The organism is Actinoplanes sp. SE50/110 (assembly GCF_900119315.1).
GTDB lineage: Bacteria > Actinomycetota > Actinomycetes > Mycobacteriales > Micromonosporaceae > Actinoplanes.
The window spans coordinates 2,948,402-2,974,812 of the sequence record NZ_LT827010.1; the positions used below are offsets into that span (position 1 = coordinate 2,948,402).

The window sequence follows — 26,411 nt, forward strand, 5'->3', positions numbered from 1 at the left end:
TGGGCGGCGGCGGGATGGGGCGCCGGGATGGGGCGCCGGGGCGGGTTGTCCCGGGTGGTGGGTCGGGGGGTTGACACACTCTGCGCGTCGACAACGGCACGCTTTGTTGTTCAAGCTGTTCGGGTGGGCACGTCCACCCCGGTCCAGCCGTTGGCGGATCTCCCGGACGGCGAGCCGCCTGTGGTCCGGCGGCATCTCGTCGTGCTGCCGCGCGGGCGTCGGCCGGCCGGCCCGGCCCCCGAGGCGGCGCTCCGGCATCTGATCGCCATCCCGCGCGAACGCCCCGACACGCCGCCGGCGGTCGACCGGCGCACGGTGCCGATCGATGGCGGCGTCCGGACTCGGCCCGCGGACCTCAGCGTCTCCAGCCTGACGGGCTCCGGCCTGACGGGCTCCGGCGCGGCGGCCTCCGGCGTGGCGGGCTCCGGCGTGGTGGCCCCTCGGCTGCCGGTCGGTGACTCGGGAGTCTCTCGCCTGGCGGTCTCCGAGCTGACAGGGGCTTCCGGGCCGGTCCGCTCGAAGCGGTGGTCGGTGGTCGCGGTGGTGGTTTCGGTGGGAATGCTGGTGCTGTTCTGCGCGGGCGTGGCAGCCGTGACCGTACGGCTAAGTGTGCTTCTTGTTGCTCTGCGTAGCGATTGATAGTGCTGGCCACCCGCCTGGCGAGTGGCCGGCCAGTGGTCGTATGGTGTGCGACACACCGACGGTGGGCAGGGATTCTGTTTCGTCCGGGCCGTCGGGTCCGGCTGCGTGGACGGGTCGCGGTGAGGGCACCTGGTGGAGGCCCTCCGTTAACCGAAGGTTGTGCCAGGACCGCCTCGCAGGGGTGGATTCCGGCGCGCGGTCGTTTGCACAATGCAAGTATGAGGAACCGGATAGCGGCAAAGGAGGCGCTATGACCATGACCGGCGCACGGGGACCGGCCTTGGCGGAACGGCCTCGAGCCGACCTGCCCGTGACACCGCTGACGTGGCAGCGGACCGACACGGTCGGCACCGAGCTGGTGTTCCCGCGCGGTTCGCGGCCACACGGCTCGGCGATCGTGGCGGGCGCACGGGCGTACTCGCTGACCTGGCAGGCGGAGGTCACGTCGACGTCCGAGGTGACGTCGCTGCATGTCACGTCGCAGGGCGACGGGTGGAGCCGGGAGCTGTGGCTGGACCGCGGCGCGAGCGGGTGGACCTGCCGGGCGGAACACGCCGGGGATGCCGGTGACCTGCCGTCCGCCGGTGCCGAGCAGCGGGACGCGCTCGACCCGCGGGCGGTTCTGCGCCTCGCCGACTCGCCGATCTTCGTCGCCTGGGCGGTGCGTGGCCTCGGCCTGACGGTGAAGTCCGGCCCGGTCACCGTCCCGGCGATCCGGGTGCAGGTGCCCTCGCTGGCGGTGCTGCCCGGCACGGTCACCTACCACCTGGTCAGCCCGCAGCGCCTGCGGATCACCGGCGACTGGCCGGCGTCCACCTTCGAGCTCGACGCTGCCGGCATGGCGGTCTACCAGGCCGGTCACCTCCGCCTGGCCCGCTGAAGCACCGGCACCCACGCGGGTGCCTCGTCGACGCGCACGGTGGTGTCCCGGTGCGGGACACCACCGCGGAGAACTGTGACTGGCAGCGGTAGTTGCACTTGGACAGTCATGGTTATTCGGCTCGGTTGTGGTCGTCGGCATGCCGCAGGCGTGACGCGTCTTGACGGTCAGGGTTAGGCTGCCGCTCCATGATCAGGTCGGCGAGGTTGACGGCGCTTCCAGCCGTCGCGGTAGGTGGGGCGGCGCTGTGGGCGTACGGCATCGCAGTGCTGCAACCGCTCACCGAGCCGGACTCCCGTTGGTGGGAGATGGCACAGAACTCGTCGTACTGGGCTCGTGACCTGCGGTGGGGCGCAATCGTGGCGTCGTGTCTCGCCCTCATCGTGCTGGCTGGTGGCGCTCGGTGGCCCACGCGTGGGGTGGCTGCCGGTGGCGTCGGCTGGATCGTGGTGGATCTGCTGATGGACCGCGCCGACCCGGGCCGACCCGCACTGCCACTCACACTGGGCGTCGGTGTCCTTGTGGTGGCCACGGCCGCCGTCGTCTGCACGCGATGTGGGCGCCGCACCTCACTGAGACCTCCGGTGTTGCGTACCGTCGCAGTGATCGGCGTGCTGAGTGCGATCAGTATGCTCGGCGTGGGTTCGCCGAGCGGCGGCGAGCCGCAGCTGCCGCCGACCCGGCTGGCCGTGGTGCTGCTGCACATCGTGCTCGCTTGGATCGCGACCCTGACTGCGGCAGCACCGGTTGCCGCGAGTCGGGCTGCGGCGACGACGGGAGTGGCGCTGGGGTGGGTGGTGCTGACGGTCTTCTTTGCGCACAGTCCTCCAGATGCTCTGGTTTGGCTACTCCTCGCGGGGTCGGGCCTGTTTGTCGCCGGGATCTGGTCGGTGGGCCATCCGTCCGCACCCGCCGGCTTGAGGGCCGCGGTCACGATTTCGGGCGCGCTGATCATCCCGATCATGTGCATGGTGATCGGCTACGCGACGATCATCATCGGGCCGGACATGACGCGGATGGCGGGCAACGAGTCTCTCAACGGGGACGAGGACATGCTCCTCGGCTTGGCCGGGGTGCTGGCAGGATTGGCCGTGGCCTGGTGTGGGCGCGCGGTCAGCAGGTTGTTCGCCATGTCACCGCAGGGTTGCCGGTCCGCGGAAGCGGGGCCCGATGACGGCGGCGTTCAGGTGACACTGACCCTGCCCGTCGGTGACACGTAGCGCTGTCGGTTCGGGCTTCCCGGAACGAACGTTCGGTTTGGTGGGTAGGCTGGGCGGGTGCCGCGTGTGTCCGAAGCCCACCTCGCCGCCCGCCGTCAGCAGATCCTCGATGCGGCGGTGCGTTGTTTCGTGCGGAACGGGTTCCATCAGACGTCGATGCAGGATGTGATCAAGGAAGCGGATCTGTCGGTCGGCGCGTTCTACCGCTACTTCAAGAGCAAGAACGAGCTGATCATGGCGATCGCCGGCATCAAGATCGGCGAGGTCACCGGGATTCTGGACAACCTGCTCGCGGCGGATCCCATGCCGCCGCTCCCGGCCTTCCTGGACGCGGTGATCGGACAGGTGGAGGCGACCCTGCAGGCCGACCAGACGGTGCGGATCGCGATCCAGATCTGGGGTGAGGCCACCTACGACGACGAGGTCGCCGAGGTGGTGCGCGACGTCTACCGCCGGATCAGGGAACGGATGGTGCGGACCGCCGAGCGCGCCAGGGCCACCGGACAGCTGCCGCCGGGCGCGGATGCCACCGCTGTCGGTGCGGCCATCTTCGGGCTGGTGCAGGGTTACATCCTGCAGCGGATCCTGGTCGGTCAGGTCGACCGCGAGACGTATGTCGCCGGCGTCCGGGCCCTGATGACCCCGGCCTGATCGACCGGTCGACGGACGGGATCCGGCCGGCCCGCCGCCGACATGGGGTACACCGTCCGGTGGCAAGGACTCGCAAGGGGCCGCTGTGCGGGCGGTGGCAAGGGCGGGAGACACGCGGTGACAGCGGCCCGGATACCGGCGCGGTAAGGGGCGGGAAGGCAAGAGGCCGGAAGGCGGGGAGCGGGCTCAGGCCGGCGGGATCAGGCGGCGGATGGCTGCTGTCAGGCCCGGAGCGTCCAGCTCGGTCTCGGTGACCAGGGCGCGCAGGATGATGCCGTCCAGCAGGGCGCAGATGTCGCGCGCCGCGGGCTCGCCGACCCACGGGTGGAGGATCTCGGGGAGTCCGTCCATCCAGGTTTCGGCGAGTGCCCGCAGCCGGGCGTCGCGCGCGGCGGCCATGCACAGCTCGTACTCGATGCGGACCTGCCGCCGGTCCTGCAGGTATTCCGCGGTCAGTGCGGTCAGCTCGGCCGGCATGTCCGGTGCGGCCGCGAGGCGGGTGGACCACACGTCCAGGTCGGCCCGCATCGCGTCGCACGAGTACCGCAGGCCGGCGGCGATCAGGTCGTCGAGAGTGGGGAAGTAGTAGGTCGTCGCGCCGAGCGGGAGTCCGGCCCGGGCGGCGACGGCGCGGTGGGTGGTCCGTCCGACCCCCGCCTCGGCGATGATCTCCATGGTGGCGGCGGCCAGGGCGGCGCGGCGCGCTTCCGGATCGCGGGGACGCTGCGGCCGGCGCTCCGCAGCGGCCCGGGTCTCCGGGTCGCGGGATTCCAAGCCGGCCCGGGTCTCCGGGTCGCGGGGTTCCAAGCCGGCCCGGGTCTCCGGGTCGCGGGGTTCCAAAGCGGCCCGGGTTCCCGGGTCGCGGGGCTCCGAGGCGGCGCGGCTTTCCGTGGGGCGGGGGCGGCGCTCGGTCAATGCGCTTCCGCGCCGGTCAGGTTGAGCATCACGACTCCGGCAATGATCAGGGTGATGCCGCCCACCTTAGCGAGGGTGACCGGCTCGTCGAGGAACAAGGCCCCGATCACCACGATGGCCGCGGTGCCGACCGCGGACCAGATGGCGTAGGCGATGCCGACCTGGATGCCGCCCTTGATCGCCTGGGAGAGGGCCACGAAGGACACTCCGTACCCGGCGAGGACGACGAGGGTGGGCCAGAGCCGGGAGAACCCGTCGGTGGCTTTCATCATGCTGGTGGCGAAGAGTTCGCTGCCGATGGCGACGGCGAGGAGGACGTACCGCACTGCTATGCACCTCATCTTGTACGTTCGTACAAGTACGATCGTACAAGAAACCCTCGCCCCTCGGAAGGGAGAGGATTCAGGGTTGATCAACCGGGTAAGGGGATGGGGAGGTTTTCCACCGGATTCAGGAGGTTCTGATGACCGCAGTCGCGAACCCGGCCACCGTTGAGGAATGTCTGCGGGTGGGCGCCGGCTTCACCCAGGGTGACCGGAACTGGATCGCCGAGCAGTTCGGCCCGCTCGACGCCCGTCTCGCCGCGTTCCACGCCGACGCCACCGAGCTGGAGATCACGGTGAAGGACCGCGAGGCGCGCGGCCAGAAGGTGACCCTGGAGTGCTGGATCGGCGGCCGGGAGAAGATCGTCACCACGTCCTCGGAGGAGGACCTGCACGCCGCGATCATGGACGTCCGCGACGACCTGCGGCGCCGGCTCAACGACGCGAAGACCAAGCAGGAGCCGCGCCACAACCGGCACCTGCGGGAGGTCCCCGAGGTCGTCGTGGACGAAGACCCGATCTAGAGACGCTTGCCGAGGTACGTCAACGGCCCCGGGTCAGGGACCGGAAGCACCGTGAATCCCATCCGGTCGTAGAACGGCCGAGCGCGAACATTCTCGGTCACCATGCCGAGGTGCACCCCGGTCGCGCCGGCCCGGGCCGCCGCCGCGCTGAGCGCGTCGATCAGCTGCCGCCCATACCCCCGTCGCTGGTAGGGCGGCAGCAGGTCGATGTGCAGGTGCGCGGGGTGGTCGGCCAGCTCCGGCACGATCATCCGCTCCGGCCGGTAGTGCAGCGCCACCATGTCCTGCTCGGGCGTGCGCGGCGGGGGCGGCGGCACCGGATACCTGCCGGCCAGCCGCGGGATCCACTCCTCGCGGTAGCGTCTGACGAACGACGCGGTGTCCGCGGTCCCCACCACATAGCCGACCGCCCGGCCGCCGTCGTCCAGCACGAACGCCAGATCCGGTTCCAGGACGGCGTACGGGCCGGCGAACAGGTCGCCCATCAGCGCGTCGGTGGAGTACTTCCCGCGGGCGTCGCCGCCGAGGTCGGCGGTGCGCACACAGATGTCGTAGAGGGCGGGCAGGTCGGCCGGCCGGTAGGGTCGCATCTCGGGCACGCCTGCAGGCTAGGCCGTGGAAGCGCTTCCACCGCAAGTCTCCCGGAACACCGGAACGCTGGGGAACAACGTCGCCGGGGCGGGTTCGCCCAGCGCGGCCCGGGCCGCGGCCACCGCGATCTCCTCGACCGGATGGGTCGCGGTGGACAGCGCCGGATGGGTCGCCCCGGCCAGCGGGACATCGTCGAAACCGGTCACCGCGACGTCGTCCGGCACCCGCCGCCCGGCCGCCGCGAGGGCCTGCAGCACGCCCAGCGCGGTCGCGTCGCTGACCGCGGCGATCGCGTCGGTGTCCGGCCAGCGGTCCAGGATGCCGCGCGCCGCGGCACGACCGCCGTCGCTGGTGAAGTCGCCCCGCACGATCCGCGCGGGCAGCCCGGCCGACCGGGTCAGCTCGGCGTAGGCGGCGACCGGCGCGGCGGACGCGGCGAGCCACGCGGGGCCGGCGATCAGGGCGATGCGGCGGCGGCCACCCGCGTACAACCGCGACAACAACGCGCCGACGCCCGCCGCGCTGTCGACATCGGCCCCGCCCGTGCCGATCGCGGCCGTCCGGCCGCGCAGGCCGGGCGGCAGGTTCGCCAGCATCACGCGGTCGTGCCCGGCCAACACCAGCGCGGCCAGGCCGCGATCGTCCGACATCAGGCGCAGGTCCGCGGCGGCGCCCAGGCCGATGCGGCGCAGGGTGAGTCCGATGTCGTACGTGTCCAGCACCGCCGCCATGGCCGCCGCCGCCCGGATCACGAACGGGTCGCGCAGGATGTCGGCCCGCTCGTCGCGCACCGCGAAGACCAGCCGCGTCCCGGTGCCGCGGGCCAGTTGCCGCGCCACCGGGTGCGGCTGATAGCCCAGCGTCGCGGCGGCCGCCCGGACCGCGGCGCGACTGTCCGCCGAGGCGGGCCCGGACCCGGACAACACCCGCGACGCGGTGGCCGGCGACACCCCGGCGAGACGGGCGACGTCGGCGAGTCCATGAGACACGCTCCCAGTAAACCTCGGGACTCCGGTTCCGGGTGCGCCGCCGCGGCACGCCACCCCGGACGAGCTGGCAACGCCGAGCGGGCGGGTGCGGCACCGAGGTTCGGCGAGTGCGACCTGGCGCTGTGGCCGTTCAGCTGGCTGGTGCACGTGTGGTCGGCGCCGCTCGCCCGCTCCTGGCGGCCGTACGTCGTCCGCCGCGCCCCGCCGGCCCCGGCCGTGATCCGGGACTCGCGCCGGAGAGTATAGGGTCGGTCCATGACGACGCTCGACGGGCGGGACGCCACGGCACTGCTGGTCATCGACGTGCAGAACGGGGTGGTGGGCGAGACCTCGGTCAACCGGGACACGGTGATCGCCAACATCGCCACCCTGGTCGGCAAGGCGCGCGCCGAGGCGGTGCCGGTGATCTGGGTGCAGCACTCCGACGACGACCTGCCGTTCGGCAGCGAGCAGTGGGCCTACGTGCCGGAGCTGCCCCAGGCCGGCGGGGAGCCGGTGGTGCACAAGAGGTTCGGCGACTCCTTCGAGGCGACCGACCTGGAGGAGCGGCTCGCCGAACGCGGTGTCGGCCGGCTCGTGGTGGCCGGTGCGCAGTCCGACGCGTGCATCCGGTCGACCATCCACGGCGCCTTCACCCGGGGCTACGACGTGCTGCTGGTCAGCGACGCGCACACCACCGAGGACCTGACCGAGTGGGGCGCGCCCGACCCGGCGACCGTGGTGTCGTTCACCAACCTGTACTGGAGCGGGCAGGCCGCACCCGGCCGGGTCGCCGGCACCGCGCCGACCGCCGAGGTCGACTTCGCCGGGGCCGCCGCGTGACCGGTGGCAACGAGTGGCTGCGCCGGAGCGCCGAGGATCCCGGGCACTCACAGTGGTACATCAAGCGGTTCCGGGACATGGCGGCCCAAGGCGCCGATCTGGCCGGTGAGGCCCGGCTGGTCGACACCCTGGTGCCGCGGGGCGCGCGGATCCTGGACGCCGGGTGCGGGCCGGGGCGGGTCGGCGGGTTCCTGGCGAGCCTGGGTCACGACGTGACCGGGGTGGACCTCGACCCGGAGCTGATCGAGGCGGCGATCGCCGATCACCCCGGGCCGCAGTGGCTGGTGGGTGACCTGTCCGAGCTGAAGCTGCCGGGGGTGCCGTTCGACGCGATCGTCTGCGCGGGGAACGTGATGACCTTCGCGGCGCCGGACACCCGGGTGGAGATCATCCGACGGTTCGGCGAGCACCTGGCGCCTTCCGGGCGGGTGGCGGTCGGGTTCGGGGCCGGCCGCGGCTATCCGTTCGACGAATTCCTGGCCGACGTGACCACTGCCGGCCTCGCCGCTGACCTGCTGCTGAGCACGTGGGATCTGCGCCCGTTCACGCCCTCGGCCCAGTTCCTGGTCGCGCTGCTCCGCCACCCTTAGGCCGCGCCACGTCAGCTGTCGCGGCCGGGGGGAAGGCAGTTGCGCGGCGCGTCCCAGCCGAGTAGTCCGGTCGCCTGCTCGAGCCGCTCGCCCACGGTGAGGCCACCCTGATCGGCGATGTGGCAGCGGTACATGGCGTTGTCATGGCGGCTGTTGCGCATCTTGACGACGTTGAGGAAGCGGCCGGCCGCGGCGCATTCCTCGATGTAGCGCACCTGGATGACGTTGTGGAACAGATACATCAGACCGGTGAGCGGATCATCGACGTGGCCGAACAGCTGCGTCTCGCTGGTCACCCAGAGTGAGGCGCCGGCGGACCGGACGACGGCGAGCATGCTGCGCAGGTATGCGGGAAACCGCTGGGCCTCGCGGGCGGCGTGGGCCATCTCGGCGAGACTGTCGATGACCACCCGCCGGACCGATCCGTCGTCGAAGCTGTGCCGAATCATCGACGAGAGCACGTCCAGATCGAGATCGAGCGCGCCGACCGGGACGTGGGCGATGACCAGCTGATCCCGTTCCTCGGCGGCGGCGAAGTCCCAGCCGAACCGGCCGGCCATCTCCTTCAGCTCCTCGACGGTGTCCTGGAAGGTGACGTAGAGGCACCGCTGGCCCTGCGCGAGGCCCTCGGCGAGAAAGCTGAGACAGCCGATGGTCTTGCCGACTCCGGTCGGGCCGAGTACGACGGTGCCGTCCCCGTCGGGAATGCCGCCGCCCATCAGGTCGTCCAAGCCGGGAATACCGGACGATATCCGCGCACCGCGGCCCGGCATGTCGGTGGGCAGGAAGGACTCGATGCGCGGGTAGACGCGGATACCGTCGTCGGTGATGTGCAGGGTGTGGGCGCCACCGAGCGGTGCGGCGCCGCGCATCTTGATGACGCGCAGAGTGCGCCGGTCGACCGGCTCCCGGATCTGGTGGGAGAGCGCGATGATGCCGTCGGCCAGAGTGAATTCGATGCCCGACTGCATGTCCGCGTCGCTGTACTCGCCAAGCAGCAGCAGGACGGCTCCGCTGTGGGCGACGCGGCTGGTCAAGTCGTACAGGGAGGTGCGCAAGGCCCGATCGCTGACGAAGTCGCGCAGCATCATGGTGCTGTCGACGACCAGCAACGCCGGCTCGTCGTCGAGCGCCTTGCGGACCACCTCGTCGATGACCGGGTCCAGGCCGGCCGCCTGGTGCCCACGCAGCATGTCGCCGAGGTGCACGTACTCGACCCGCGGGCCCAGCGAGCCCGCGTCGAAGAAGGTGAAGTCGTGAAGGTGTTCGACGAGTTTGGCGTGCGGCTCCGACAGGGTGGTGTAGTAGATGGCCTTGTGCTCACCGGTGGCCACGGCGAAACAGATCTGTTGCGCCAGGACGGTCTTGCCGGTGCCGGGCGGACCGGCCAGGACGACGACCGATCCGCGTCGCAGGCCGCCGCCCAGAATCAGGTCGAGGTCAGGGTGCCCGGTGCTCAGGTGTGTCACCGCCGGTCACTTCCTTCCCGGAGAAGACGTTCGGCTGCCTCGACCAGATCGGCCCGTCCGTAGGGTTTGGCGAGAGCGGCGTCTGCTTCGACGGCGAGATGCCAGTCCGAGCTGGCCGCCAAGATCGGGATGCCCGCGGTGACCGGGTCGGCACGTAACCGGCGAATGAGCTCCACACCGTTCATGACCGGCATCATCATGTCGGTCACCACGAGGTCCGGCCGGACCTGTCGAACCGCCTCCAACGCGTCGGCGCCGTTGCCCGCGGCGATGACCTGATGGCCGGCTCGCGTGAGAATCCGTTTGGCCAGGAAACGCAGGTCCGGTTCGTCGTCGACGACCAAGATCGTGCCCACCGGTTCCGTCCCGCTGCTGGATGTCTCACGGTGACCGTACCGATGATCGGTGCCGCTGTGACGAGAAGTGCTGTTTCGCTCACGTCCGCCTTCACGATCTGGTCGCCATGGCCGAGGCTCGGCCACCTCCCAGGCGTTGCGCCACGGTCGGATTCGCGGTCAACTTCTGGGCCTGGGCGCTGCTCAGCCCGCTCGCCGTTCCTCGGCCTGGCCGGGCACAGCTCGCTCACGCTTCCAGTCGTACGCGTGGGGCTTCGTCCTGCTCGGCATGGTGGCCCCGGCGGCGCTGCTGCTGGACGTGTTCGCGGTCAGGCGCCCCGCCACCGCCCGGGCCTGACGCCTCATCACCCCTCGAAGGCATGCTGGAGTCCACTCCGGCAGGCTTTGCGCATGTCACCGGACGACCGGCAGGTCGCGAGCGGCCCCGCGCTGACCAGGGCCCACGCCGCGCCGCACCACGTCGAGGACCCGGGACGGATCGGCGGAGCAACTCAACCTGACCGAGCCATGGTGTCCTTTCACCGCCACCCGGTGTTCCTCGCCCGGGAGGCGCTGGTTGACGGCTGGTCCACGGCTGTCAGTGGAGGTGCCAGGCGCGCTGTCGGGTGCGGTCGCAGGCTATGTGGTAGGAGAGTTCGAAGCGGTGGACCGGGTTGGCGTGGTACCAGCGAAGGGCCTGCAGGACCAGGGCCGGGTCGGTGTCCAGCCAGGGCACCTGGATGGTCAGGTGCGGCTGTCCCCCGGTGGTGGGGGCGGCGATGATCGGGATGTGGGCCTGTTCGCCGGGCAGGATGTCGCTGATCGACTCCCAGGGCAGGAAGCGCTGGTGCCGGATGCCGTGGTGGTGGACCCCGTCCGGGGTGAGGGTGAGCCGGCCCGGGGCGTGCCGTGACAGCATGACCAGCGCGGCGCCGCTGAGCAGGGCTCCCGCGGCGAACGGCCACACCGTGACCGCCAGGCCGAGTTGGGCGATGGTCAGCAGTCCGAGGAAGCCGCCGTACCAGTAGTAGAGCCGCCCCGAGTACCGGAAGGTCAGGCCGGGGCTGCCGTCGCCGGCGGCGGCGATCCGCATCCGGTCGCCGGTGTTGTACGGCCGCACCCACAGGTGCAGCAGCAGCCCGGACAGGTGCCCGAGCACGAGCGTCGCGATCGTGCAGGCGACCGCCGCCGCCCCTTCGCCGAGCAGCAGCGACCACCCGCCGGCCGCCGCGACGAGAACGGTGAGCAGGCCGCTGCCGACCGCCGTGTGCACCAGTCGCGGTGACGGGCGGTAGTCACGCCACGGGGTCGGATCGGCCGCGACGGGTGTGGTGCGCGGCAGGTCGAAGTAGAGGGTCATGAGGCTGTCCGGTCGTTGAGGCGGTCACCGGGGGTCATCGGGCGTGCCGAATCCGACGCGCCAGGGGCAGGCTCGGTGTGCCGGTGCTGAGCGGCGGTTGCGGCCGGTCCGGTCCGGCGGGCCGGCGGGCGGTGTCGTTGGCGCGCCGGAGGCGCTCCGTGATCGCGGTGAGGATGTCCAGATCGATCTTCATAGGTGCCCCTAATCCCGTCCCCCGAGACTGTCGCACGGGGGTACGAGACCACCACCCCGTTCAGTTCAAACGCAGAGTAGTCGTCCGTGCAGCATGTGCACATCGGCCTGAATCGATCCTGCACCGGGATTTGACGCACCGAGCGACGACCCGGCATCCGCTCTTGACATCGCAAACTTAAGCCACTTAATAATGGGCGCCGTCACCGCATGCTCGAAGATCGAGGTATCTACCGATGTTGAACTCCTTGAGCCGTCGAGCCGCGGTCGCCGCGGCCGCCGTGCTGGCCCTCGCGGCCGCCGGCTGCTCGGGCGACAGCGGCACCAGATCCACCGGCGGCAACGCCGGGACCAGCGCCATCACCATTTTCAACGGGTCCACCGGCACGATCGTCGAGAACTGGAACCCGTTCACGCCGACCTTCCTGCAGCCCACCAACGGCCTCATCTACGAGCCGCTGTACTGGTACAACTTCGCCGCCGAGTCGAAGCCGACGCCGATGCTGGCCACCGGCTACTCCTGGGACACCGCCGGCAGCGCTCTGACGATCACCACCCGGGACGGCGTCAAGTGGTCCGACGGGCAGGCGTTCTCGGCCAGGGACGTGGCGTACACGTTCGAGCTGATCCGGCAGAACAAGGCGCTCAACTCCACCGGCGTCAAGCTCGCCTCGGCGGTCGCCAAGGACGACAGGACCGCGGTGCTGACCTTCGAGAAGCCGTCGTTCACCGACGAGGCCGCGGTCATCGCGAACACCCCGATCATCGCCGAGCACGTGTGGAGCAGGATCTCCGACCCGGCCAAGACGATCAACCCGAACCCGGTCGGGACCGGCCCGTACAAGCTCAAGACCTTCTCCGCGCAGAGCTACGTGATGGAGAAGAACCCGTACTACTGGCAGCCCGGCAAGCCGCAGATCCAGAACGTCCGCTACATCGCGCTGGCCACCGCGGACGCCGCGAGCGCCGCACTGACCGCCGGCCAGGTCGACTGGATGAGCGCCTTCCTGCCCGGCCTCGACCAGCTGCTGAAGAACCAGAAGAACCTCAGCTACGTCAACACCCCGGCGATGACCACCTCGATCTTCACCTGCGCCGGCGCCGCGCTGGGCTGCAAGGGACCGCAGACCGACCCGGCGGTGCGCCAGGCGATCTACTGGGCGCTCAACCGCGACCAGCTGAACAAGCTGGCCGGGGGCGGCTTCGCGGAGACCGCGTCGCCGACCATGCTGCTGCCGCAGCGGGACAGGAGCTGGATCGCCGATCAGGCCGATGCCACCGTGCCGGGCGCGCCGGACACCGCGAAGGCCGAGCAGCTGCTGGACGCGGCCGGCTGGGCCAAGGGTTCCGACGGGATCCGCGCCAAGGGCGGCCAGAAGCTGTCGCTGACCATCCAGACGGTGACCGGCTGGAGTGACTACATCTCGCTGAACGACGCGATGACCCAGGAACTCAAGGAGATCGGCATCGAGCTCAAGCCGACCCAGCTGTCCTGGAACGAGTGGAACAACAACCAGGTGCAGGGCAAGTTCGAGCTGTCGTTGGACTCGATCGGCCTCGGCGCGTCGCCGAACCCGTACGCCACCTACCTGAAGTACTCCAGCAAGACCACCGAGAAGGTCGGCGAGTCGGCGCCGCCGAGCGGCAACTACGCGCGGTACTCGAACCCGAAGGTGGACGCGGCGGTCGACGCGGCGGCGGCCACCAACGACGAGGCGACCCAGAAGGCGCAGTACGCGATCGTGCAGGCCGAGATCGTCAAGGACCTGCCGTACATCCCCATCTACGTCAACTCGATGCTCACCGAGTTCAACACCAGCCACGCCACCGGCTGGCCGTCCAACGACAACAAGTACGCCCTGCCCGCCTCCTGGAAACAGTGGGACAACGGCATCGTGCTGACCAACCTGCAGCCGGCGAAGTAGACGAAGGTGCGCCATCTGCTTCGCAAACTGGGGTTCTACCTGGTCGCCCTCGGGGCGGCGCTGACGGTGAACTTCTTCGTCCCGCGCCTGATGCCCGGCGACCCGGTCGACATCCTGTTGTCGAAGCTGGGTCAGCGCGGCCCGGTCACCCCCGAGATGCGCGCCTCGGTCGAGGCGATGCTCGGCACCGACAGCGGCAGACCGCTGTGGGGCCAGTATCTGCGGTATCTCGGGAACCTGGCACACGGAGATCTGGGCGTCTCGGTGACGTTCTACCCCGCGTCGGTCGGCTCGATCATCGAGCAGACCCTGCCCTGGACGATCGGCCTGATCGGTCTCGCCACGGTGATCTCGTTCCTGGCCGGCGTCGGTCTCGGCACCGTCGCCGGCTGGAGACGGGGATCCTGGCTGGACAACCTCGTCCCGGTCACCACCATGTTCCAGTCCGTGCCGTACTTCTGGCTGGCGCTGATCCTGCTCTTCGTCTTCGGCAGCATCTGGCCGCTGTTCCCGCTCAACGGCGGCTACGACGTCTACACCGTCACGCCCGGCTGGAACGCCGCGTTCGCCGGCTCGGTCGTCTACTACGGCGCGTTGCCGGCGATCACCATCATCCTGTCCTCGGTGGGTGGCTGGATGCTCGGTATGCGCAACATGATGGTGTCCACGCTGAGCGAGGACTACATGGTCACCGCGGAGGCGAAGGGGCTGCGACCGGGCCGGATGATGCGGCGCTACGCGGCCCGCAACGCCATCCTGCCGTCGGTCTCCGGCTTCGCGATCTCGCTCGGGTTCGTGGTGGCCGGCTCGATCGTCACCGAGGCGGTCTTCTCCTATCCCGGCATCGGCAACGCGCTGCTGCAGGCGGTCGGCAGCAACGACTACGCCCTCATGCAGGGCATCTTCCTGGTCATCACGCTGTCCGTGCTCGGCGCGAACCTGCTGGTCGACCTCCTGTACTCGGTCATCGATCCGCGCACCCGCGCCCGGGCCTGAGAGGGGCGACCATGACGATGACCACGGAACTCGCCGAGCCGACCATCCCTCAAGATCAAAGTCCGATTGAAGTACGCCGATTCACGCGCAACCGGAAGCTCATCGCGGGCCTGACCCTCGGTGGCGCCATCGTCTCGTTCGGTCTGCTCGGCCCGATCTTCTGCCAGGACCCGTCCCTGGTGCACGACCAGGGCCTGACCGGACCCGGCGCCGAGCACTGGCTGGGCACCACGCAGACCGGTCAGGACGTCCTCGCCCAGCTCGCCTACGGCACCCGCGGCTCGCTGGCGGTCGGCGCGATCGTCGGTGTGCTGACGCTGATCCTGTCCACCTTCTTCGGCGTCGTCGGCGCCTACGCCGGCGGCTGGGTCGACGACCTGTTCTCCCTGTTCACCAACGTGGTGCTGGTCATCCCCGGCCTGCCGCTGGTGATCGTGATCTCCAGCTACGTCCCGGACAAGAGCATCTGGCTGGTCTCCCTGGTGCTGGCGATCACCAGCTGGGCCGGGTCGGCCCGGGTGCTGCGCGGCTACACGCTGAGCCTGCGCAACCGCGACTACGTGCTGGCCGCTCGGGTCGCCGGGGAGAAACGCTGGCGGGTGCTGGCCGTCGAGATCCTGCCCAACCTGATCCCGCTGCTCGCCTCCCAGGTGATCTTCGCGGTCATCTTCGCGATCCTCGGCGAGGCCGGTCTGTCCTACCTGGGTCTCGGCGCCAGCGGCTCGTTCACCTGGGGCACCATGCTCTACTACGCGCAGAACGGCCTGGCCCTGCGGCTCGGCGCCTGGTGGTGGTTCGTGCCGCCGGGTCTGATGCTGGCCCTGTTCGGCGCCGCCCTCTCGCTGATCAACTTCTCGATCGACGAGGTGATCGACCCCAGGCTGCGCAACCGGACCCGGGCCGCCCGCAAGAGCTGGCGGATGTCGTCCGAGCAGCTGTCCAAGGCGAAGGAGGCCACGCTGTGACGGTCCTGAGCATCGAGAACTTCAGCGTGGACTATCTCGTCGACCCGGTCGTGCACGCCGTGAAGAACGTCAGCCTCGACCTTCAGCGGGGCGAAGTGCTGGGCCTGGCGGGGGAGAGCGGCTGCGGCAAGAGCACATTGGCGTACGGCATCATCCGCCTCCTGAAACCGCCCGCAATGATCACTTCCGGCCGGGCGGTGTTCCGCTCCCGTGCGGGTTGCGAGACCGACTGGAACGCCCTGGACGCCGAAGAGCTGCGGGCGAACCGGTGGGAGAAGATCTCGATGGTCTTCCAGGGAGCGATGAACTCGCTCAATCCGGTGATCTCGATCCGCGACCAGTTCGAGGACGTCTTCACCACCCACCGGCCCGGGATGGGCCGTAGGGAGCGCCGGCAGCGCTGCGCCGACCTGCTGGAACGCGTCGGCGTCGACCCGGCGCGGCTCACCTCCTACCCGCACGAACTGTCCGGGGGCATGCGGCAGCGCGTCATGATCGCGATGGCGATGGCGCTCGAACCGCAAGTCATGATCATGGATGAGCCGACCACCGCGCTCGACGTGGTCGTCCAGCGGGAGATCCTCCGGGAGATCACCCGGCTGCGCGACGAACTCGGCTTCGCGGTCATCTTCATCACCCACGACCTGCCGCTGCTGCTGGAGATCAGCGACCGGATCGCGGTCATGCGCGGCGGCGAGATCGTCGAACTCGGCGCCGCCGCCGACCTTTACACCACCCCGAAGCACGAATACACCCGGCAGCTGCTGGCATCGTTCCCCAGCCTCACCGGCGACCGCGGCTCCTTCGTCCGCGGCGCCATGGACGACCGGCTGCTCGCGCTGGACGCGGTCGAAGTGGAGGCGTCGTGACCACCCTCGAAGTCAGCGGGCTGGGCAAGGACTACCGGCTGCGGGACGGCTGGCGGACCAGCACGCTGCGCGCCGTCGACGACGTCAGCCTCACCCTCGGTCACGGGAAGACCATCGCCCTGGTCGGGCAGAGTGGCAGCGGCAAATCGACGGTCGCCAGACTGCTCCTGCAGCTGGAACGGCCCAGCCGCGGCGAGATCCGGCTCGACGGCGAACCGGTCGGACGGCGCGGGGCGGGACTCGCGGCATACCGCCGGAAGGTGCAGATGGTCTTCCAGGACCCGTTCGCATCACTCAACCCGTACCACACCATCGGCCATCATCTGGCCCGGCCGGTGCGGCTCCACCATCGGCGGATCACCGACACCGACGTACGGGCGAAAGTCCTGGAACTGCTGGAACGAGTGCGGCTGACCCCGGCGGACACCGTGGCCCGGCGACGGCCCCACGAACTCTCCGGCGGGCAGCGGCAACGGGTGGCGATCGCCCGCGCGCTGGCACCCAGGCCCGGCATCCTCGTCGCCGACGAACCGGTCTCCATGCTGGACGTCTCCATCCGGCTGGGCGTGCTCAACCTGCTGGCCGCCCTGCAGCGGGAAGAGGATCTCGGGGTCCTGTACATAACCCACGACCTGGCCACCGCGCGCCACTTCGCCGACGAGATCCTGGTCATGTACCAGGGCGCGATCGTGGAACGCGGCCCGGCCGACGACGTCATCCTGAACCCGCGGCACGAATACACGAAAATGCTCGCCGAGGCGGCGCCCAACCCGGAACGGCGGATCGGGGAACTCCGCGGGACAGTGTGAAGTTCACCTTTTCGACCCGGAAGGTGCGGGTATGAAGAGGGGATGGATGTCATCGGTGCGGGATTCGGACGAACCGGAACACTGAGCCTCAAGGTCGCCCTGGAACGGATCGGCCTGGGGCCGTGCGCGCACATGCTGCCACTGATCGGGGACGAGGAGCGCTGCCGGCTCTTCACCCGGGCGGCGGCCGGCGAGCCGGGCGCGCTGGATCGGGCCCTGGACGGCTACCGCTCGACGGTCGACTGGCCCGGCGTGTACTTCTGGCGGGAACTCGTGGACCGGCACCCGCGGGCCAGGGTGGTGCTGACCGTGCGGGACCCGGACGACTGGTACGCCAGCGCGGAACGGACCATCTGGGCCGCGTCCCGACGGCCGGCGGCGCCCGGGCTGACGGCGATGCGGGAGATGGTGGACGCGACCAACTGGGTGGGGACGTTCGACGGACGGTTCGGCGATCGGGCGTACGCCATCGAGGTCTTCAACCGGCACAACGCCGCGGTGCGCGAGACGGTGCCCGCGGAACGACTTCTGGAATACCGGATCGGGGACGGGTGGGAGCCGCTCTGCGCCTTCCTCGGGCGGCCGGTGCCGGACGAGGACTTCCCGCGGCTCAACGACACCGCGGCGTTCCAGGAGCGGCTGAGCGGTCTGGGGCTCTCCGTCGATGCCGGTCGCACGCCTACGGGAGCGACGAACGGCAGGTGAAAGGTCGGCTCGTGGAGGGCCGTCCCGTTCCGGTGGTTTCGTCACACCGCCGAGATACCCTCGTGATCGGTGCGTCGCGGGACGTCGCCGACACGACCGACGATCATGAGGGACATGCGATGAGCGACTGGAACACCCAAGTCATCGAGGAGTTCCGGGCCAACGAGGGCCGGGTCGGCGGGCCGTTCGCCGGGGCGCCGATGGTCCTCATCCACCACACCGGTCGGAAGACCGGCCGCGAGTCCGTCACCCCGCTCATGTACCTGCCGGACGACACCGACCGGGACACCATCTACATCTTCGCCTCGAAAGCCGGCGCGCCCGACAACCCCGCCTGGTATCACAACCTGACCAGCGCGGGCAGCACCACCGTCGAGGTCGGCACCGAGACGTATGCGGTGACCGTCAAGGAACTGACCGGCCCGGAGCGGGACGAGCGCTACGCCGAGCAGGCGCGTCGTTACCCCGGCTTCGCGGAGTACGAGCAGAAGACCGCCGGCATCCGCACCATCCCCGTCCTGCAGCTCACCCGGGCCGCCTCCGCCTGACCGGCGGCGAGCCGCCCGAGCCGGGCGGCCTTCGGCTGACCCGCGGCCGGAGCCGGTGATCCGCTCAACCGCCGGCGGCGATCCGGGGCCCGGCCGGCGGCGTCGCCCTCCGGCGGGTGATCCGTGGCATGGCATGCGGTGCGGTGGGTAATAGCACGGCTGTTCGACGGAGGAGGATGACATGGCTGACCGGAACAACGCCGAACCGAACGGCGACAACCGGGTGAAGGATCCTGACGACTGGAGCACCGGTGACGAGCCGGCGACCGGGGCGCAGGAGTCCTACCTGCACACGCTCGCGACCGAGGCGCACGAGGACGTGCCGGACGGGCTGACCAAGGCGGAGGCTTCGCGCCGCATCGACGATCTCCAGGAGAAGACCGGCCGCGGCCGCTGAGCGCCGGGCGGCCTCTGGTCCGCCGGAGCCGTCGGCTGTCGGACCACCGGCCGCCGACCGGCCCGGGGCGGCCGGCTCCCGGGTCGTCAGCGGCGGTACCGACGTCGGTCAGTGACAGGTGATCACCGGGTTGTCGGTGGTGAGCTCGCCGGCCGGATTCCGGGTGTAGAGCCAGACGTGCAGGTCGTAATGGACCGGCATGGGCGGAGCGCCGACCGGCACCGGGTGGCCGAGCATCGGTCCGTTGAACCGGTGGCCGAACAGGGCCGGCCGGTCGCCGTCGGTACGCAGGTCACCGTCGGCGTCCGGTCGGTAATACTCCAGGCCGGCCAGATGCACCCGGCCATGGTCGCCGCGGACGTAGAGAAGAATCTCCGGGTGTTCCGGGTCGATCCTGGGATCGGCGGCCAGGGCCGGGTTCGAGTAGTGCAGGCCCATGCCGGGGACACAATCGTCGGTCGGCAGGTAGCCGGCCCGGACCGCCTCCCGCACGTCGCGGAAACGACGGGTGGCGGCGAGCAGCATCGACCGTTCCGCCCCGGTCAATCGCAGCCCGTCCGGTCGCGGATCAGCGGGCCCGGCGGGCCCGGCGTGCGCGGCGTGCGCGGCCGTCGAGATGCCAGAGTCGGCGGGGTGCGCTGCCGTCGGAACGCCGGGTCCGGCGGCGTGCGCGGGGGTGGGAAGGTTCGCGGCGCCGGTGAGTCCGCAGGCCGCCGTCGCCGCGGCGGCGAGGACTATTCGGAACATTCTCATGTCCGCCAGATTGCGGCTCCGCCCACGGCGATGTCCCGCGTTTCCGCTGATCAGGCGCGAAGGTGGGACTGCAGGACGAGGGCGGCGGCGCCGGTGGCGGAGGCGGTGGCGGCGGCCAGGGAGACGGTGACGGTGACGTTGCGGTGCCAGGTGCGGGCGTCGGCGGGGGCCAGGCGGCGCATGATGGCCGGGCCGTAGATGGCGGAGGCGGCGGCGAAACCCGGGCCGGTGAGGACCAGCAGGTCGATGTCGAGAAGGTTCACGACCGTTTCGGCGGCGGCGGCGACGTAGCGGGCCGAGGTCTCCAACAGCGTGCGGCAGTGCGGGGCGCCGGCCCGGGCGGCCCGGGCGATGGCGGCGAACTCGGTGGCCACGCTGCGGAGCGGCTGGGACAGGTCCAGGCCGGCTTCGGCGGCGGCGACCCGATTGTCGCGGGCGGCGCTGACCACCGTGCGGGGGCCGGCCAGAACCTCCAGGCAGCCCCGGCTGCCACACCAGCATTCCGGGCCGAAGACGTCCAGGCATAGGTGACCGAATTCGCCGGCGCTGGCGTGACTGCCGCGCATCGCCCGGCCCTCGACGACGATGCCGGCGCCGATCCCGCCGCCCATGTAGAGGGCGGCGAACGCCTGCTCCGGGCCGACCCGGGCGACCCAGTACTCGCCGACCGCGGCGGCGGTGGCGTCGTTCTCCACCAGGACCGGCCAGCCGGTGGCGGCGGAAAGCCGGCTGCCCAGTTCGTCGCCGCCCAGGCCGCGCAGATGGGGCAGCGGGTCGTCGGCCGGGCCGCCGCTGTGCGGCCCCGGCCAGACGATGCCGACGCCCAGGCACCGGGCCGGATCGACCCCGGAACCGGCCAGCAGCGTGTCGATGTCGGCGGCCAGAGTCCGCAGCAGCAGATCCACCCCGTCCCCGAGCCGATCCCCATCGCCGGAAGCCGTGACGGAACCGGTCGTGGCTGGTCCGGCCGTGGCGGGTCCGGAAGTGGTCGATCCAGGCGCGGCGGATCCGGACGCGGTCGATCCGGGCGCGGCCGTCACGGGTTGATCGGCGGTGGGCGCGGGGGCGGGCCCGGCGCTGGTCCCGGTGGTGGATCCGGTGCGGGTGGCGGACATGGCGGGGAGGGCCGGGCGGGCCAGGCGGGAGATGACACCCCCGGTCTGCCCGGTGAGGACGTAGGTGGTGGTGTCCTCGTCGAGGTGGACGCCGACGGCCAGGCGGGCGGTCGGGTCCAGCTGCAGCAACGTGCGCGGTTTGCCGCCGGTCGGCGTGCGGCCGGTTTCGACGACCAGACCCTCCTCGAGGAGCCGACGGACCGTCATCGACACCGCGGCCTCGGTCAGGCCGGTGATCTTGGCGAGCTCGACGCGGCTGAGGGGCTCGCAGGCGCGGATGGCGTCGAGGATGCTCTCCCGGGCGCCGGGGCGGCGACCACGGCCGGGCCGGCCTGCCGGCGCGGGCGCGCCGACCGCTTCTCTCACTCGGTCACCCTCCCCGGGGCGGTTGCGGCCGTGACGCGCACGAGCACGACGCGGTCCGGACAGAGCACCGGGAGCCGGAGTCCGACGGTGCCGAGCGTGCGGCCGTTCAGGCGTACCCCCTGGGGCGTGCACCAGGGTAACGCAGCACCCCACGCGATGGCGTTGCCGTCGGCAACGTCACCCGCCGGCCGGGGCCGGACGTGGTGCACCCGGTCCGGACCGGTCCGGGCAGCCCGGCCGCGCCCGGCGGGTACGAGGCGCTGGTGCCCGTCGCGATCACCGCCGGGCTCCGGCAGTCGAGGACCAGGCTCATCCGGGCGGCGCTCAGGTGGCTCAGGTCCGCGCCGTCGGCGACTCCCCACCAGCGTTGACGGGCTTCGTTCAGTAGCTTAAGAATATGAGTTGCCGGGTCGCGGCGGCACGACGACAGGAGTCACCCCCCAGATGATCAGAACCGACCTGCACTCGGGCTGGACCGTGCGTGCCGTGGGCGGGCCGGTGCCCGCGGAGATCGCCGCCGGGACGGTGCCGGCCACGGTGCCCGGCACGGTGCACACCGACCTGCTCGACGCCGAGCTGATCCCCGATCCGTACCTCGGGGAGAACGAGTCGCTGCTGGTCTGGTTCCACCGGGCGGCCTGGCTCTACGCCACCACCCTGCGGGCCGCGCCGGCGGCCCCGGACGAGCGGGTCGACCTGGTCTTCGACGGTCTGGACACGGTCGCCACGATCACCCTGGGCGACGCCGAGCTGGGCCGGACCGCGAACATGCACCGTGGCCACCGGTTCGACGTGCGGGACCGGCTGCACGGCGCGCCGCTGCCGCTGTCGGTCCGGTTCGACTCCGCGCTGGACTATGCCGAGCGGCTGCAGAAGGTGATCGGGGAACGCCCCCGGCCCTATCCGCACCCGTTCAACGCGGTCCGCAAGATGGCCTGCTCGTTCGGCTGGGACTGGGGGCCCGACCTGCAGACCGCCGGTATCTGGAAGCCGGTGCGCCTGGAGCGCTGGCGGGTGGCACGGCTCGCCTCGGTGCGTCCGCTGGCCACGGTGGACGCGGACGGCCGTACCGGCAAGTGCCGCATCTCCATCGAGGTGGAGCGATCCGGGCTCGCGGCCGCGACCGCGCTGACCGCCGAGGTCGCGGTCGGGTCGCAGACCGTGCCGGTCACGCTCCCGGCGACGGCCGACGCGGTGACGACCGAGATCACCGTGCCCGACGCGCCGGTCTGGTGGCCGGTCGGCTACGGCGACCAGCCGCTCGTCGACGTGCGCGTGGTGCTGCGCGACGGCGACGGCGACCTCGACGTGTTCGACACCCGGGTCGGCTTCCGGACGGTGACGCTGGACGAGACGCCGGACGCGGTCGGCACCCCGTTCACGCTGATCGTCAACGGACAGCCGATCTTCGTGCGCGGCCTCAACTGGATTCCCGAGGACCATCTGCTCACCCGGCTGACCCGGGCACGGTACGCGGCGGCGATCGAGCGGGCCGTCGAGGCCAACGCCAACCTGCTGCGCGTCTGGGGCGGCGGCATCTACGAGAGCGACGACTTCTACGCCGAGTGTGACGAGCGCGGCGTGCTGGTCTGGCAGGACTTCCCGCTGGCCTGCGCGGCGTACTCGGAGGAGGAGCCGATCCGCTCGGAGATCCTCGCCGAGGCCCGGGAGAACGTCGCCCGGCTCGCCCCGCACCCGTCGCTGATCCTGTGGAACGGCGGCAACGAGAACATCTGGGGGCACCAGGACTGGGACTGGAAACCGCGGCTCAACGGGCAGACCTGGGGCGCCGGATACTACTACCGGGACTTCCCGGCGCTGCTCGCCGACCTCGACCCGAGCCGCCCCTACCACCCCGGCAGCCCGTCCAGCCCGGGCCACGACCCCGAAATCATCCACCCCAACGACGACCGGCACGGCACCCGCCACGAGTGGGAGGCGTGGAACCGGCAGGACTACACCCACCACGCGAACTTCCTGCCCCGGTTCTGCGCCGAGTTCGGCTGGCAGGCGCCGGCCACCTGGTCGACTTTGCGCGAGTCGTTGGCTCCCGAGGACTTCGATCAGGAGTCGCCGGCGTTCCTGCTGCACCAGAAGGCGGCCGGCGGCAACGACAAACTCGACACCGGGTTGGCGCACCACATGCGGGTGCCGGCCGACTTCGCCGAGTGGCACTGGGCCACCCAGCTCAACCAGGCCCGGGCGACGGCGTACGCGGTGCACCACCTGCGCGGGCACGCGCCGCGCACGATGGGCAGCATCCTGTGGCAGCTCAACGACTGCTGGCCGGTCACCTCCTGGGCGGTGGTCGACGGCGCCGGACGGCGCAAGCCGGCCTGGTACGCGCTGCGCCGCGCCTACGCCCCGCGGCTGCTCAGCCTCCGCTTCCCGCCCGGGTCGCCGGACGGCGCACTGGTCGCGGTCAACGACTCGCCGACGCCCTGGCGGGGCACGGTGCGGGTGCGGCGGGTCTCCTTCACCGGCGAGCCGCTGGCCGAGGGGACCGTCGAGCTGGACGTCGCGCCTCGATCCGGATCGGTCGTCCCGCTGGACGCCGGACTGACCACACCCGGCGACGTGACCCGCGAGGTGCTGGTCGCGGACGCCGACGGGCTGCGCGCCACGCACCTGTTCGCCGAGGACTTCGATCTCGCGTACGACCCGTCGCCCCTCACCGCGGACATCACCCCCGCCGAGGGCGGATACTGCATCACCGTGACCGCTTCCCGTTTCGCCCGCGACGTCGCGCTGCTCACCGACAAGATCGACCCCGCGTCGTCCGTCGACGACCTGCTCGTGGATCTCCTGGCCGGCGAGAGCCACACCTTCCACGTGCGCACCACCTGGGCCGACCCGGCGGCGTTCGGCGCGCCCGGGGTGCTCGTCGCGGCGAACACCCTCGCCGCCGCGACCGAGGCCTGAGCGCGGTGGCCGGCGGGCTGATCGGGCTGGTGCTGACCGGCAGCGCCGCGCAGGTCGGGGTCGAACCGTTCTTCATGGAGCTGATCGCCGGCATGGAGGAGGCGCTCGCCCCGGCCGGCGCCACCGTGCTGCTCCTGGTCGTCCCCGATCGGGATGCCGAGCTGGCCACCTACCGCCGCTGGGCGCAGGACCACACGGTGGCCGCGGTGGTCGTGGTCAACCTGGTGCACGACGACGTGCGCCCGGACCGGGTGGCCGCGCTCGGCCTGCCCGCGGTGCTGGCCGGTCGGCACCCCGGACCGTACGCCAAAGTGGTCACCGACGACGCTGGGGCGATGACCACCGCGATCGCCGCCCTGACCGCCCTCGGCCACCGGGTGATCGGCCGGGTCAGCGGCCCTGCCGACCTGGTGCACACCGCGGAACGCACCGCGGCGATCCGGGCGGCGGCGGCCGGGCGCGGCGTCACCGTGCGGATCGCCGAGGGCGACTACACCGCCGAGGGCGGCGTACGGGCGCTGCGGTCCCTGCTCGCCTCGGCCCCGCCGCCGACCGCGATCGTCTTCGACAACGATGTGATGGCGGTCGCCGCCGAGCAGGAGCTGCTCCGCACCGGCACCCGGGTGCCGGCGCAGGTCAGCCTGCTGGCCTGCGACGACTCCCCGCTGTGTGAGCTCGCGGTGCCACCCCTGTCGGCGTTGAGCACCGACGTGCACGAGCACGGGCTGACCCTGGGGCGGGCGGTGCTCGACGTGCTCGACGGGGGAGCGGGCCGCACCCACCCGGGCCCGGCGGTCAGCATCCGCCACCGGGAGAGCACCGGCCCGGCTCCCGCCGCTCCGAAAGTCAGCTGGTGAAGATGAAGTACTTCCAGGGCCCGTTGGTCGTGGCGTTGGCCCGGTCCCCGGAGATGCCGGTCAGGTAGGCCGCCGACACCCGGTACTTCACCCCGGTCCGGTGCGTTCCGGTGAGGGTGTACGAGTACTTGCCGGCCGAGCTGAGCCGGTAGTTCCCGCTCTTGAACGCCACCCACCGGCCGCCCGAGTACTGCTGGAGGGTCAGCCGCTCGGTGCGTCCCGGGTACGGCGTCATCGTCGTACCGAAAACCGGGTTCTTGCTCTTGTGCACGTAGTAGTACGACCGCTTGACGGTGTAGTGGTTGGCGACCGTGGTGGCGACGGCGACCGAGGTGTTCACCGCCGAGGTGACCGTCCGGGCGGCGTATCCGGCGTCACCGGCGAAGACCACGCTGAACGTGGTGTTGCGGGTCAGCTGGTAGCCGACGCTCAGGTTGCCCGCGGCGTCCACCACGCCTTTCTTGAGCAGGGTGCGCGGCCGGTCGGTGCCGTACGGGTCGGCCCAGATCTCCACGGTCCGGTTCTGGGCGGTGGTGCCGAGGTGCGCGGTCATCGTCACGGTGGCGCCGTACGCGTTGACGCTCCCGTCGCGGTTCAGCGTGAGCTCCGGTGTGGCCGGCGCCGGCGTCGCCGTGGGCTGGTCGATCACCCACAGGCTCTGCGCGCCGGTCGGATCGGTGCTGATCGCGAAGAGCCGGCCGGCGCCGGCACCCCACCCGAGGTCGGTCACGGTGGCCGTGGCCGGGAAGTCGAACTCGCGGGCCGCGGTCGTCTCGGCGTCCGGGTAGAGACGCACGTCGCCGGTGCCGGCCGCGACCCAGCCGTCGGTGGTCGCCACGTCGGCGGCGCCGTCCAGGCCGATCGTGCGGGCCGAGATGCCGGCCAGGTCGTCGGCCCAGGTGTAGAAGACGCCACCGGCACCGGCCACGTAGATCATCGTGCCGTCGGGGGTGTACGCCAACGTGTTGTGCGCGGCGAGCACGCCGGTCTCGGCGGTCACCGGCGCCGTCATGTCGCCGGCGGTGTCGTAGCGGAACAGGGTCGTCCGGGTGCCCGCGTAGGTCAGCGCCAACTGGGTCGGGTCGGCCGGGTTGGCGGCGATCAGCGGCTGGGACGGCGATGCCGAGGTGTCGTTGCCCTTGCCGAGCACGTACCGGGTGACCGCGCCGGTGGCCGGGTCGAGCGAGGCGAAGTAGTTCTTGTCGAAGGTGAACCAGGGCGTGCCGCCGGCCAGCGTGAGGTGGCCGAGGTCGAGGAGGTCGACCGGGTAGGGCTTGGCGTCGCCGAGGGTCGCCGCGTCCCAGGAGACGATCTGGTGGGCGCCCGGCAGGATCGCCCAGAGCCGGCCCGCGTCGGCCGTGAGCCGCAGGTCGCCGGCGTTCGCCCCGTCCGGGAGGGCCACCTGGGCCGCGACCGTGCCGTCGTAGCCGACCGCGAGGATGCGGTGCGCCACGTCGTCGGCGATCAGCAGCCGCTGGTGCACCGTGTCGACCACCATCCGGTCGGCGTGATATCCGTCGATCGCGTGGCGCTGCTGCCCGGTCAGTGTGGTCGGCCCGGTCCCGGCCGACGCCGACCCGGTCGCGAGGTTGACGAAGGCCGCCGACCCGGCCGCCAGCACGCCGGCCGCGAGCAGTGTCCTGATGGTGCGCTTGCGCATGGTCTCTCCCCGGGTACGGAC

29 protein-coding genes and 1 pseudogene are annotated in these 26,411 nt (G+C 71.2%); 19 read left to right on the forward strand and 11 right to left on the reverse strand.

The window, feature by feature from the left end; translation table 11 throughout:
• The first annotated feature begins 123 nt into the window (after nt 1-123).
• The 4 genes from ACSP50_RS13050 to ACSP50_RS13065 all read left to right on the forward strand — a co-directional run bounded on the left by ACSP50_RS13050 (nt 124) and on the right by ACSP50_RS13065 (nt 3,393).
• Entirely contained in the window at nt 124-639 is a 516-nt protein-coding gene (locus ACSP50_RS13050) for a hypothetical protein (protein ID WP_043511422.1), read from the forward strand.
• Between the two features lie 313 nt (nt 640-952).
• Nucleotides 953-1,522: a putative glycolipid-binding domain-containing protein gene (locus ACSP50_RS13055; RefSeq protein ID WP_080127807.1), complete on the forward strand. Its 570-nt coding sequence runs from the start codon at nt 953-955 to the stop codon at nt 1,520-1,522.
• A gap of 188 nt (nt 1,523-1,710) precedes the next feature.
• Complete coding sequence (locus ACSP50_RS13060) at nt 1,711-2,742, forward strand: hypothetical protein (protein ID WP_014689935.1); 1,032 nt, start codon at nt 1,711-1,713, stop codon at nt 2,740-2,742.
• Nucleotides 2,743-2,799: 57 nt separating this feature from the next.
• The gene (locus ACSP50_RS13065) at nt 2,800-3,393 is read left to right on the forward strand and encodes a TetR/AcrR family transcriptional regulator (RefSeq protein ID WP_014689934.1); all 594 of its coding nucleotides are present in this window, start codon (nt 2,800-2,802) and stop codon (nt 3,391-3,393) included.
• Between the two features lie 186 nt (nt 3,394-3,579).
• Here the strand turns inward: ACSP50_RS13065 and ACSP50_RS13070 are convergent, their stop codons facing one another.
• Nucleotides 3,580-4,308: a TetR/AcrR family transcriptional regulator gene (locus ACSP50_RS13070; protein ID WP_014689933.1), complete on the reverse strand. Its 729-nt coding sequence runs from the start codon at nt 4,306-4,308 to the stop codon at nt 3,580-3,582.
• Nucleotides 4,305-4,634 (reverse strand): multidrug efflux SMR transporter, encoded by a 330-nt coding sequence (locus tag ACSP50_RS13075; protein ID WP_014689932.1) that lies wholly within the window; start codon nt 4,632-4,634, stop codon nt 4,305-4,307. Before ACSP50_RS13075 ends, ACSP50_RS13070 begins: the two co-directional genes overlap by 4 nt.
• A 137-nt stretch (nt 4,635-4,771) precedes the next feature.
• Here ACSP50_RS13075 and ACSP50_RS13080 point away from each other — a divergent pair, with 137 nt between their 5' ends.
• Nucleotides 4,772-5,155 carry an HPF/RaiA family ribosome-associated protein gene (locus ACSP50_RS13080; RefSeq protein WP_014689931.1) on the forward strand — a complete coding sequence of 128 codons (384 nt, stop codon included), beginning with the start codon at nt 4,772-4,774 and terminating at the stop codon, nt 5,153-5,155.
• Here ACSP50_RS13080 and ACSP50_RS13085 read toward each other — a convergent pair.
• Nucleotides 5,152-5,745 (reverse strand): GNAT family N-acetyltransferase, encoded by a 594-nt coding sequence (locus ACSP50_RS13085; RefSeq protein ID WP_014689930.1) that lies wholly within the window; start codon nt 5,743-5,745, stop codon nt 5,152-5,154. The two genes, ACSP50_RS13080 and ACSP50_RS13085, sit on opposite strands and share 4 nt — an antisense overlap.
• A gap of 18 nt (nt 5,746-5,763) precedes the next feature.
• Nucleotides 5,764-6,735, reverse strand: coding sequence for a LacI family DNA-binding transcriptional regulator (locus ACSP50_RS13090; RefSeq protein WP_014689929.1), 972 nt, complete (start codon nt 6,733-6,735; stop codon nt 5,764-5,766).
• A 114-nt stretch (nt 6,736-6,849) separates the two neighbouring features.
• Between ACSP50_RS13090 and ACSP50_RS41810 the strand changes: the two are divergent.
• From ACSP50_RS41810 to ACSP50_RS13105, 3 genes and pseudogenes are all read left to right on the forward strand, one after another.
• Nucleotides 6,850-6,981, forward strand: a pseudogene (locus tag ACSP50_RS41810) (respiratory nitrate reductase subunit gamma); the annotation flags it as partial.
• Nucleotides 6,982-6,990: 9 nt separating this feature from the next.
• Complete coding sequence (locus tag ACSP50_RS13100; protein ID WP_014689928.1) at nt 6,991-7,557, forward strand: cysteine hydrolase family protein; 567 nt, start codon at nt 6,991-6,993, stop codon at nt 7,555-7,557.
• Nucleotides 7,558-7,634: 77 nt separating this feature from the next.
• Complete coding sequence (locus ACSP50_RS13105) at nt 7,635-8,147, forward strand: bifunctional 2-polyprenyl-6-hydroxyphenol methylase/3-demethylubiquinol 3-O-methyltransferase UbiG (protein ID WP_080128213.1); 513 nt, start codon at nt 7,635-7,637, stop codon at nt 8,145-8,147.
• 11 nt (nt 8,148-8,158) lie between these two features.
• Here the strand turns inward: ACSP50_RS13105 and ACSP50_RS13110 are convergent, their stop codons facing one another.
• Both ACSP50_RS13110 and ACSP50_RS13115 read right to left on the reverse strand, forming a co-directional pair.
• On the reverse strand, nt 8,159-9,616 hold the full coding sequence (locus tag ACSP50_RS13110; protein ID WP_014689926.1) for an ATPase domain-containing protein: 1,458 nt from the start codon (nt 9,614-9,616) through the stop codon (nt 8,159-8,161).
• Nucleotides 9,613-9,960, reverse strand: a complete 348-nt coding sequence (locus ACSP50_RS13115; RefSeq protein ID WP_231956921.1) for a response regulator — start codon at nt 9,958-9,960, stop codon at nt 9,613-9,615. Before ACSP50_RS13115 ends, ACSP50_RS13110 begins: the two co-directional genes overlap by 4 nt.
• Nucleotides 9,961-10,108: 148 nt before the next feature.
• On the opposite strand from ACSP50_RS13115, the gene ACSP50_RS41815 reads away from it, so the two are divergent.
• Nucleotides 10,109-10,309, forward strand: a complete 201-nt coding sequence (locus tag ACSP50_RS41815; protein WP_155123491.1) for a hypothetical protein — start codon at nt 10,109-10,111, stop codon at nt 10,307-10,309.
• Nucleotides 10,310-10,549: 240 nt separating this feature from the next.
• Here the strand turns inward: ACSP50_RS41815 and ACSP50_RS13120 are convergent, their stop codons facing one another.
• Together ACSP50_RS13120 and ACSP50_RS41820 are read right to left on the reverse strand one after the other, a co-directional pair.
• The gene (locus ACSP50_RS13120) at nt 10,550-11,311 is read right to left on the reverse strand and encodes a hypothetical protein (RefSeq protein WP_014689924.1); all 762 of its coding nucleotides are present in this window, start codon (nt 11,309-11,311) and stop codon (nt 10,550-10,552) included.
• A 34-nt stretch (nt 11,312-11,345) separates the two neighbouring features.
• Nucleotides 11,346-11,504: a hypothetical protein gene (locus tag ACSP50_RS41820; protein WP_014689923.1), complete on the reverse strand. Its 159-nt coding sequence runs from the start codon at nt 11,502-11,504 to the stop codon at nt 11,346-11,348.
• Between the two features lie 235 nt (nt 11,505-11,739).
• Here ACSP50_RS41820 and ACSP50_RS13125 point away from each other — a divergent pair, with 235 nt between their 5' ends.
• From ACSP50_RS13125 to ACSP50_RS13160, 8 genes are all read left to right on the forward strand, one after another.
• Entirely contained in the window at nt 11,740-13,428 is a 1,689-nt protein-coding gene (locus tag ACSP50_RS13125; RefSeq protein ID WP_014689922.1) for an ABC transporter substrate-binding protein, read from the forward strand.
• A 6-nt stretch (nt 13,429-13,434) separates the two neighbouring features.
• On the forward strand, nt 13,435-14,424 hold the full coding sequence (locus tag ACSP50_RS13130; RefSeq protein WP_014689921.1) for an ABC transporter permease: 990 nt from the start codon (nt 13,435-13,437) through the stop codon (nt 14,422-14,424).
• Between the two features lie 11 nt (nt 14,425-14,435).
• Entirely contained in the window at nt 14,436-15,389 is a 954-nt protein-coding gene (locus ACSP50_RS13135) for an ABC transporter permease (protein ID WP_014689920.1), read from the forward strand.
• Entirely contained in the window at nt 15,386-16,258 is an 873-nt protein-coding gene (locus ACSP50_RS13140) for an ABC transporter ATP-binding protein (protein WP_014689919.1), read from the forward strand. The genes ACSP50_RS13135 and ACSP50_RS13140 overlap by 4 nt, the downstream gene beginning before the upstream one ends.
• Nucleotides 16,255-17,067, forward strand: a complete 813-nt coding sequence (locus ACSP50_RS13145) for an ABC transporter ATP-binding protein (protein ID WP_014689918.1) — start codon at nt 16,255-16,257, stop codon at nt 17,065-17,067. The genes ACSP50_RS13140 and ACSP50_RS13145 overlap by 4 nt, the downstream gene beginning before the upstream one ends.
• A 42-nt stretch (nt 17,068-17,109) precedes the next feature.
• On the forward strand, nt 17,110-17,772 hold the full coding sequence (locus tag ACSP50_RS13150; protein WP_014689917.1) for a sulfotransferase family protein: 663 nt from the start codon (nt 17,110-17,112) through the stop codon (nt 17,770-17,772).
• Nucleotides 17,773-17,891: 119 nt separating this feature from the next.
• Nucleotides 17,892-18,320 (forward strand): nitroreductase family deazaflavin-dependent oxidoreductase, encoded by a 429-nt coding sequence (locus tag ACSP50_RS13155; RefSeq protein ID WP_014689916.1) that lies wholly within the window; start codon nt 17,892-17,894, stop codon nt 18,318-18,320.
• A gap of 181 nt (nt 18,321-18,501) precedes the next feature.
• Nucleotides 18,502-18,717 (forward strand): DUF3072 domain-containing protein, encoded by a 216-nt coding sequence (locus ACSP50_RS13160; RefSeq protein ID WP_014689915.1) that lies wholly within the window; start codon nt 18,502-18,504, stop codon nt 18,715-18,717.
• 108 nt (nt 18,718-18,825) lie between these two features.
• On the opposite strand, the gene ACSP50_RS13165 is transcribed toward ACSP50_RS13160, so the two are convergent.
• Together ACSP50_RS13165 and ACSP50_RS13170 are read right to left on the reverse strand one after the other, a co-directional pair.
• Nucleotides 18,826-19,470 (reverse strand): hypothetical protein, encoded by a 645-nt coding sequence (locus ACSP50_RS13165; protein WP_155123492.1) that lies wholly within the window; start codon nt 19,468-19,470, stop codon nt 18,826-18,828.
• 50 nt (nt 19,471-19,520) lie between these two features.
• Nucleotides 19,521-20,951, reverse strand: coding sequence for an ROK family transcriptional regulator (locus ACSP50_RS13170; protein ID WP_014689913.1), 1,431 nt, complete (start codon nt 20,949-20,951; stop codon nt 19,521-19,523).
• 444 nt (nt 20,952-21,395) lie between these two features.
• Here ACSP50_RS13170 and ACSP50_RS13180 point away from each other — a divergent pair, with 444 nt between their 5' ends.
• The gene (locus tag ACSP50_RS13180; protein WP_014689912.1) at nt 21,396-23,873 is read left to right on the forward strand and encodes a glycoside hydrolase family 2 TIM barrel-domain containing protein; all 2,478 of its coding nucleotides are present in this window, start codon (nt 21,396-21,398) and stop codon (nt 23,871-23,873) included.
• A 5-nt stretch (nt 23,874-23,878) separates the two neighbouring features.
• Nucleotides 23,879-24,730, forward strand: a complete 852-nt coding sequence (locus ACSP50_RS13185; protein WP_014689911.1) for a LacI family DNA-binding transcriptional regulator — start codon at nt 23,879-23,881, stop codon at nt 24,728-24,730.
• Here ACSP50_RS13185 and ACSP50_RS13190 read toward each other — a convergent pair.
• Entirely contained in the window at nt 24,720-26,390 is a 1,671-nt protein-coding gene (locus tag ACSP50_RS13190) for a hypothetical protein (protein WP_014689910.1), read from the reverse strand. The genes ACSP50_RS13185 and ACSP50_RS13190 overlap by 11 nt on opposite strands.
• Nucleotides 26,391-26,411: the final 21 nt, after the last annotated feature.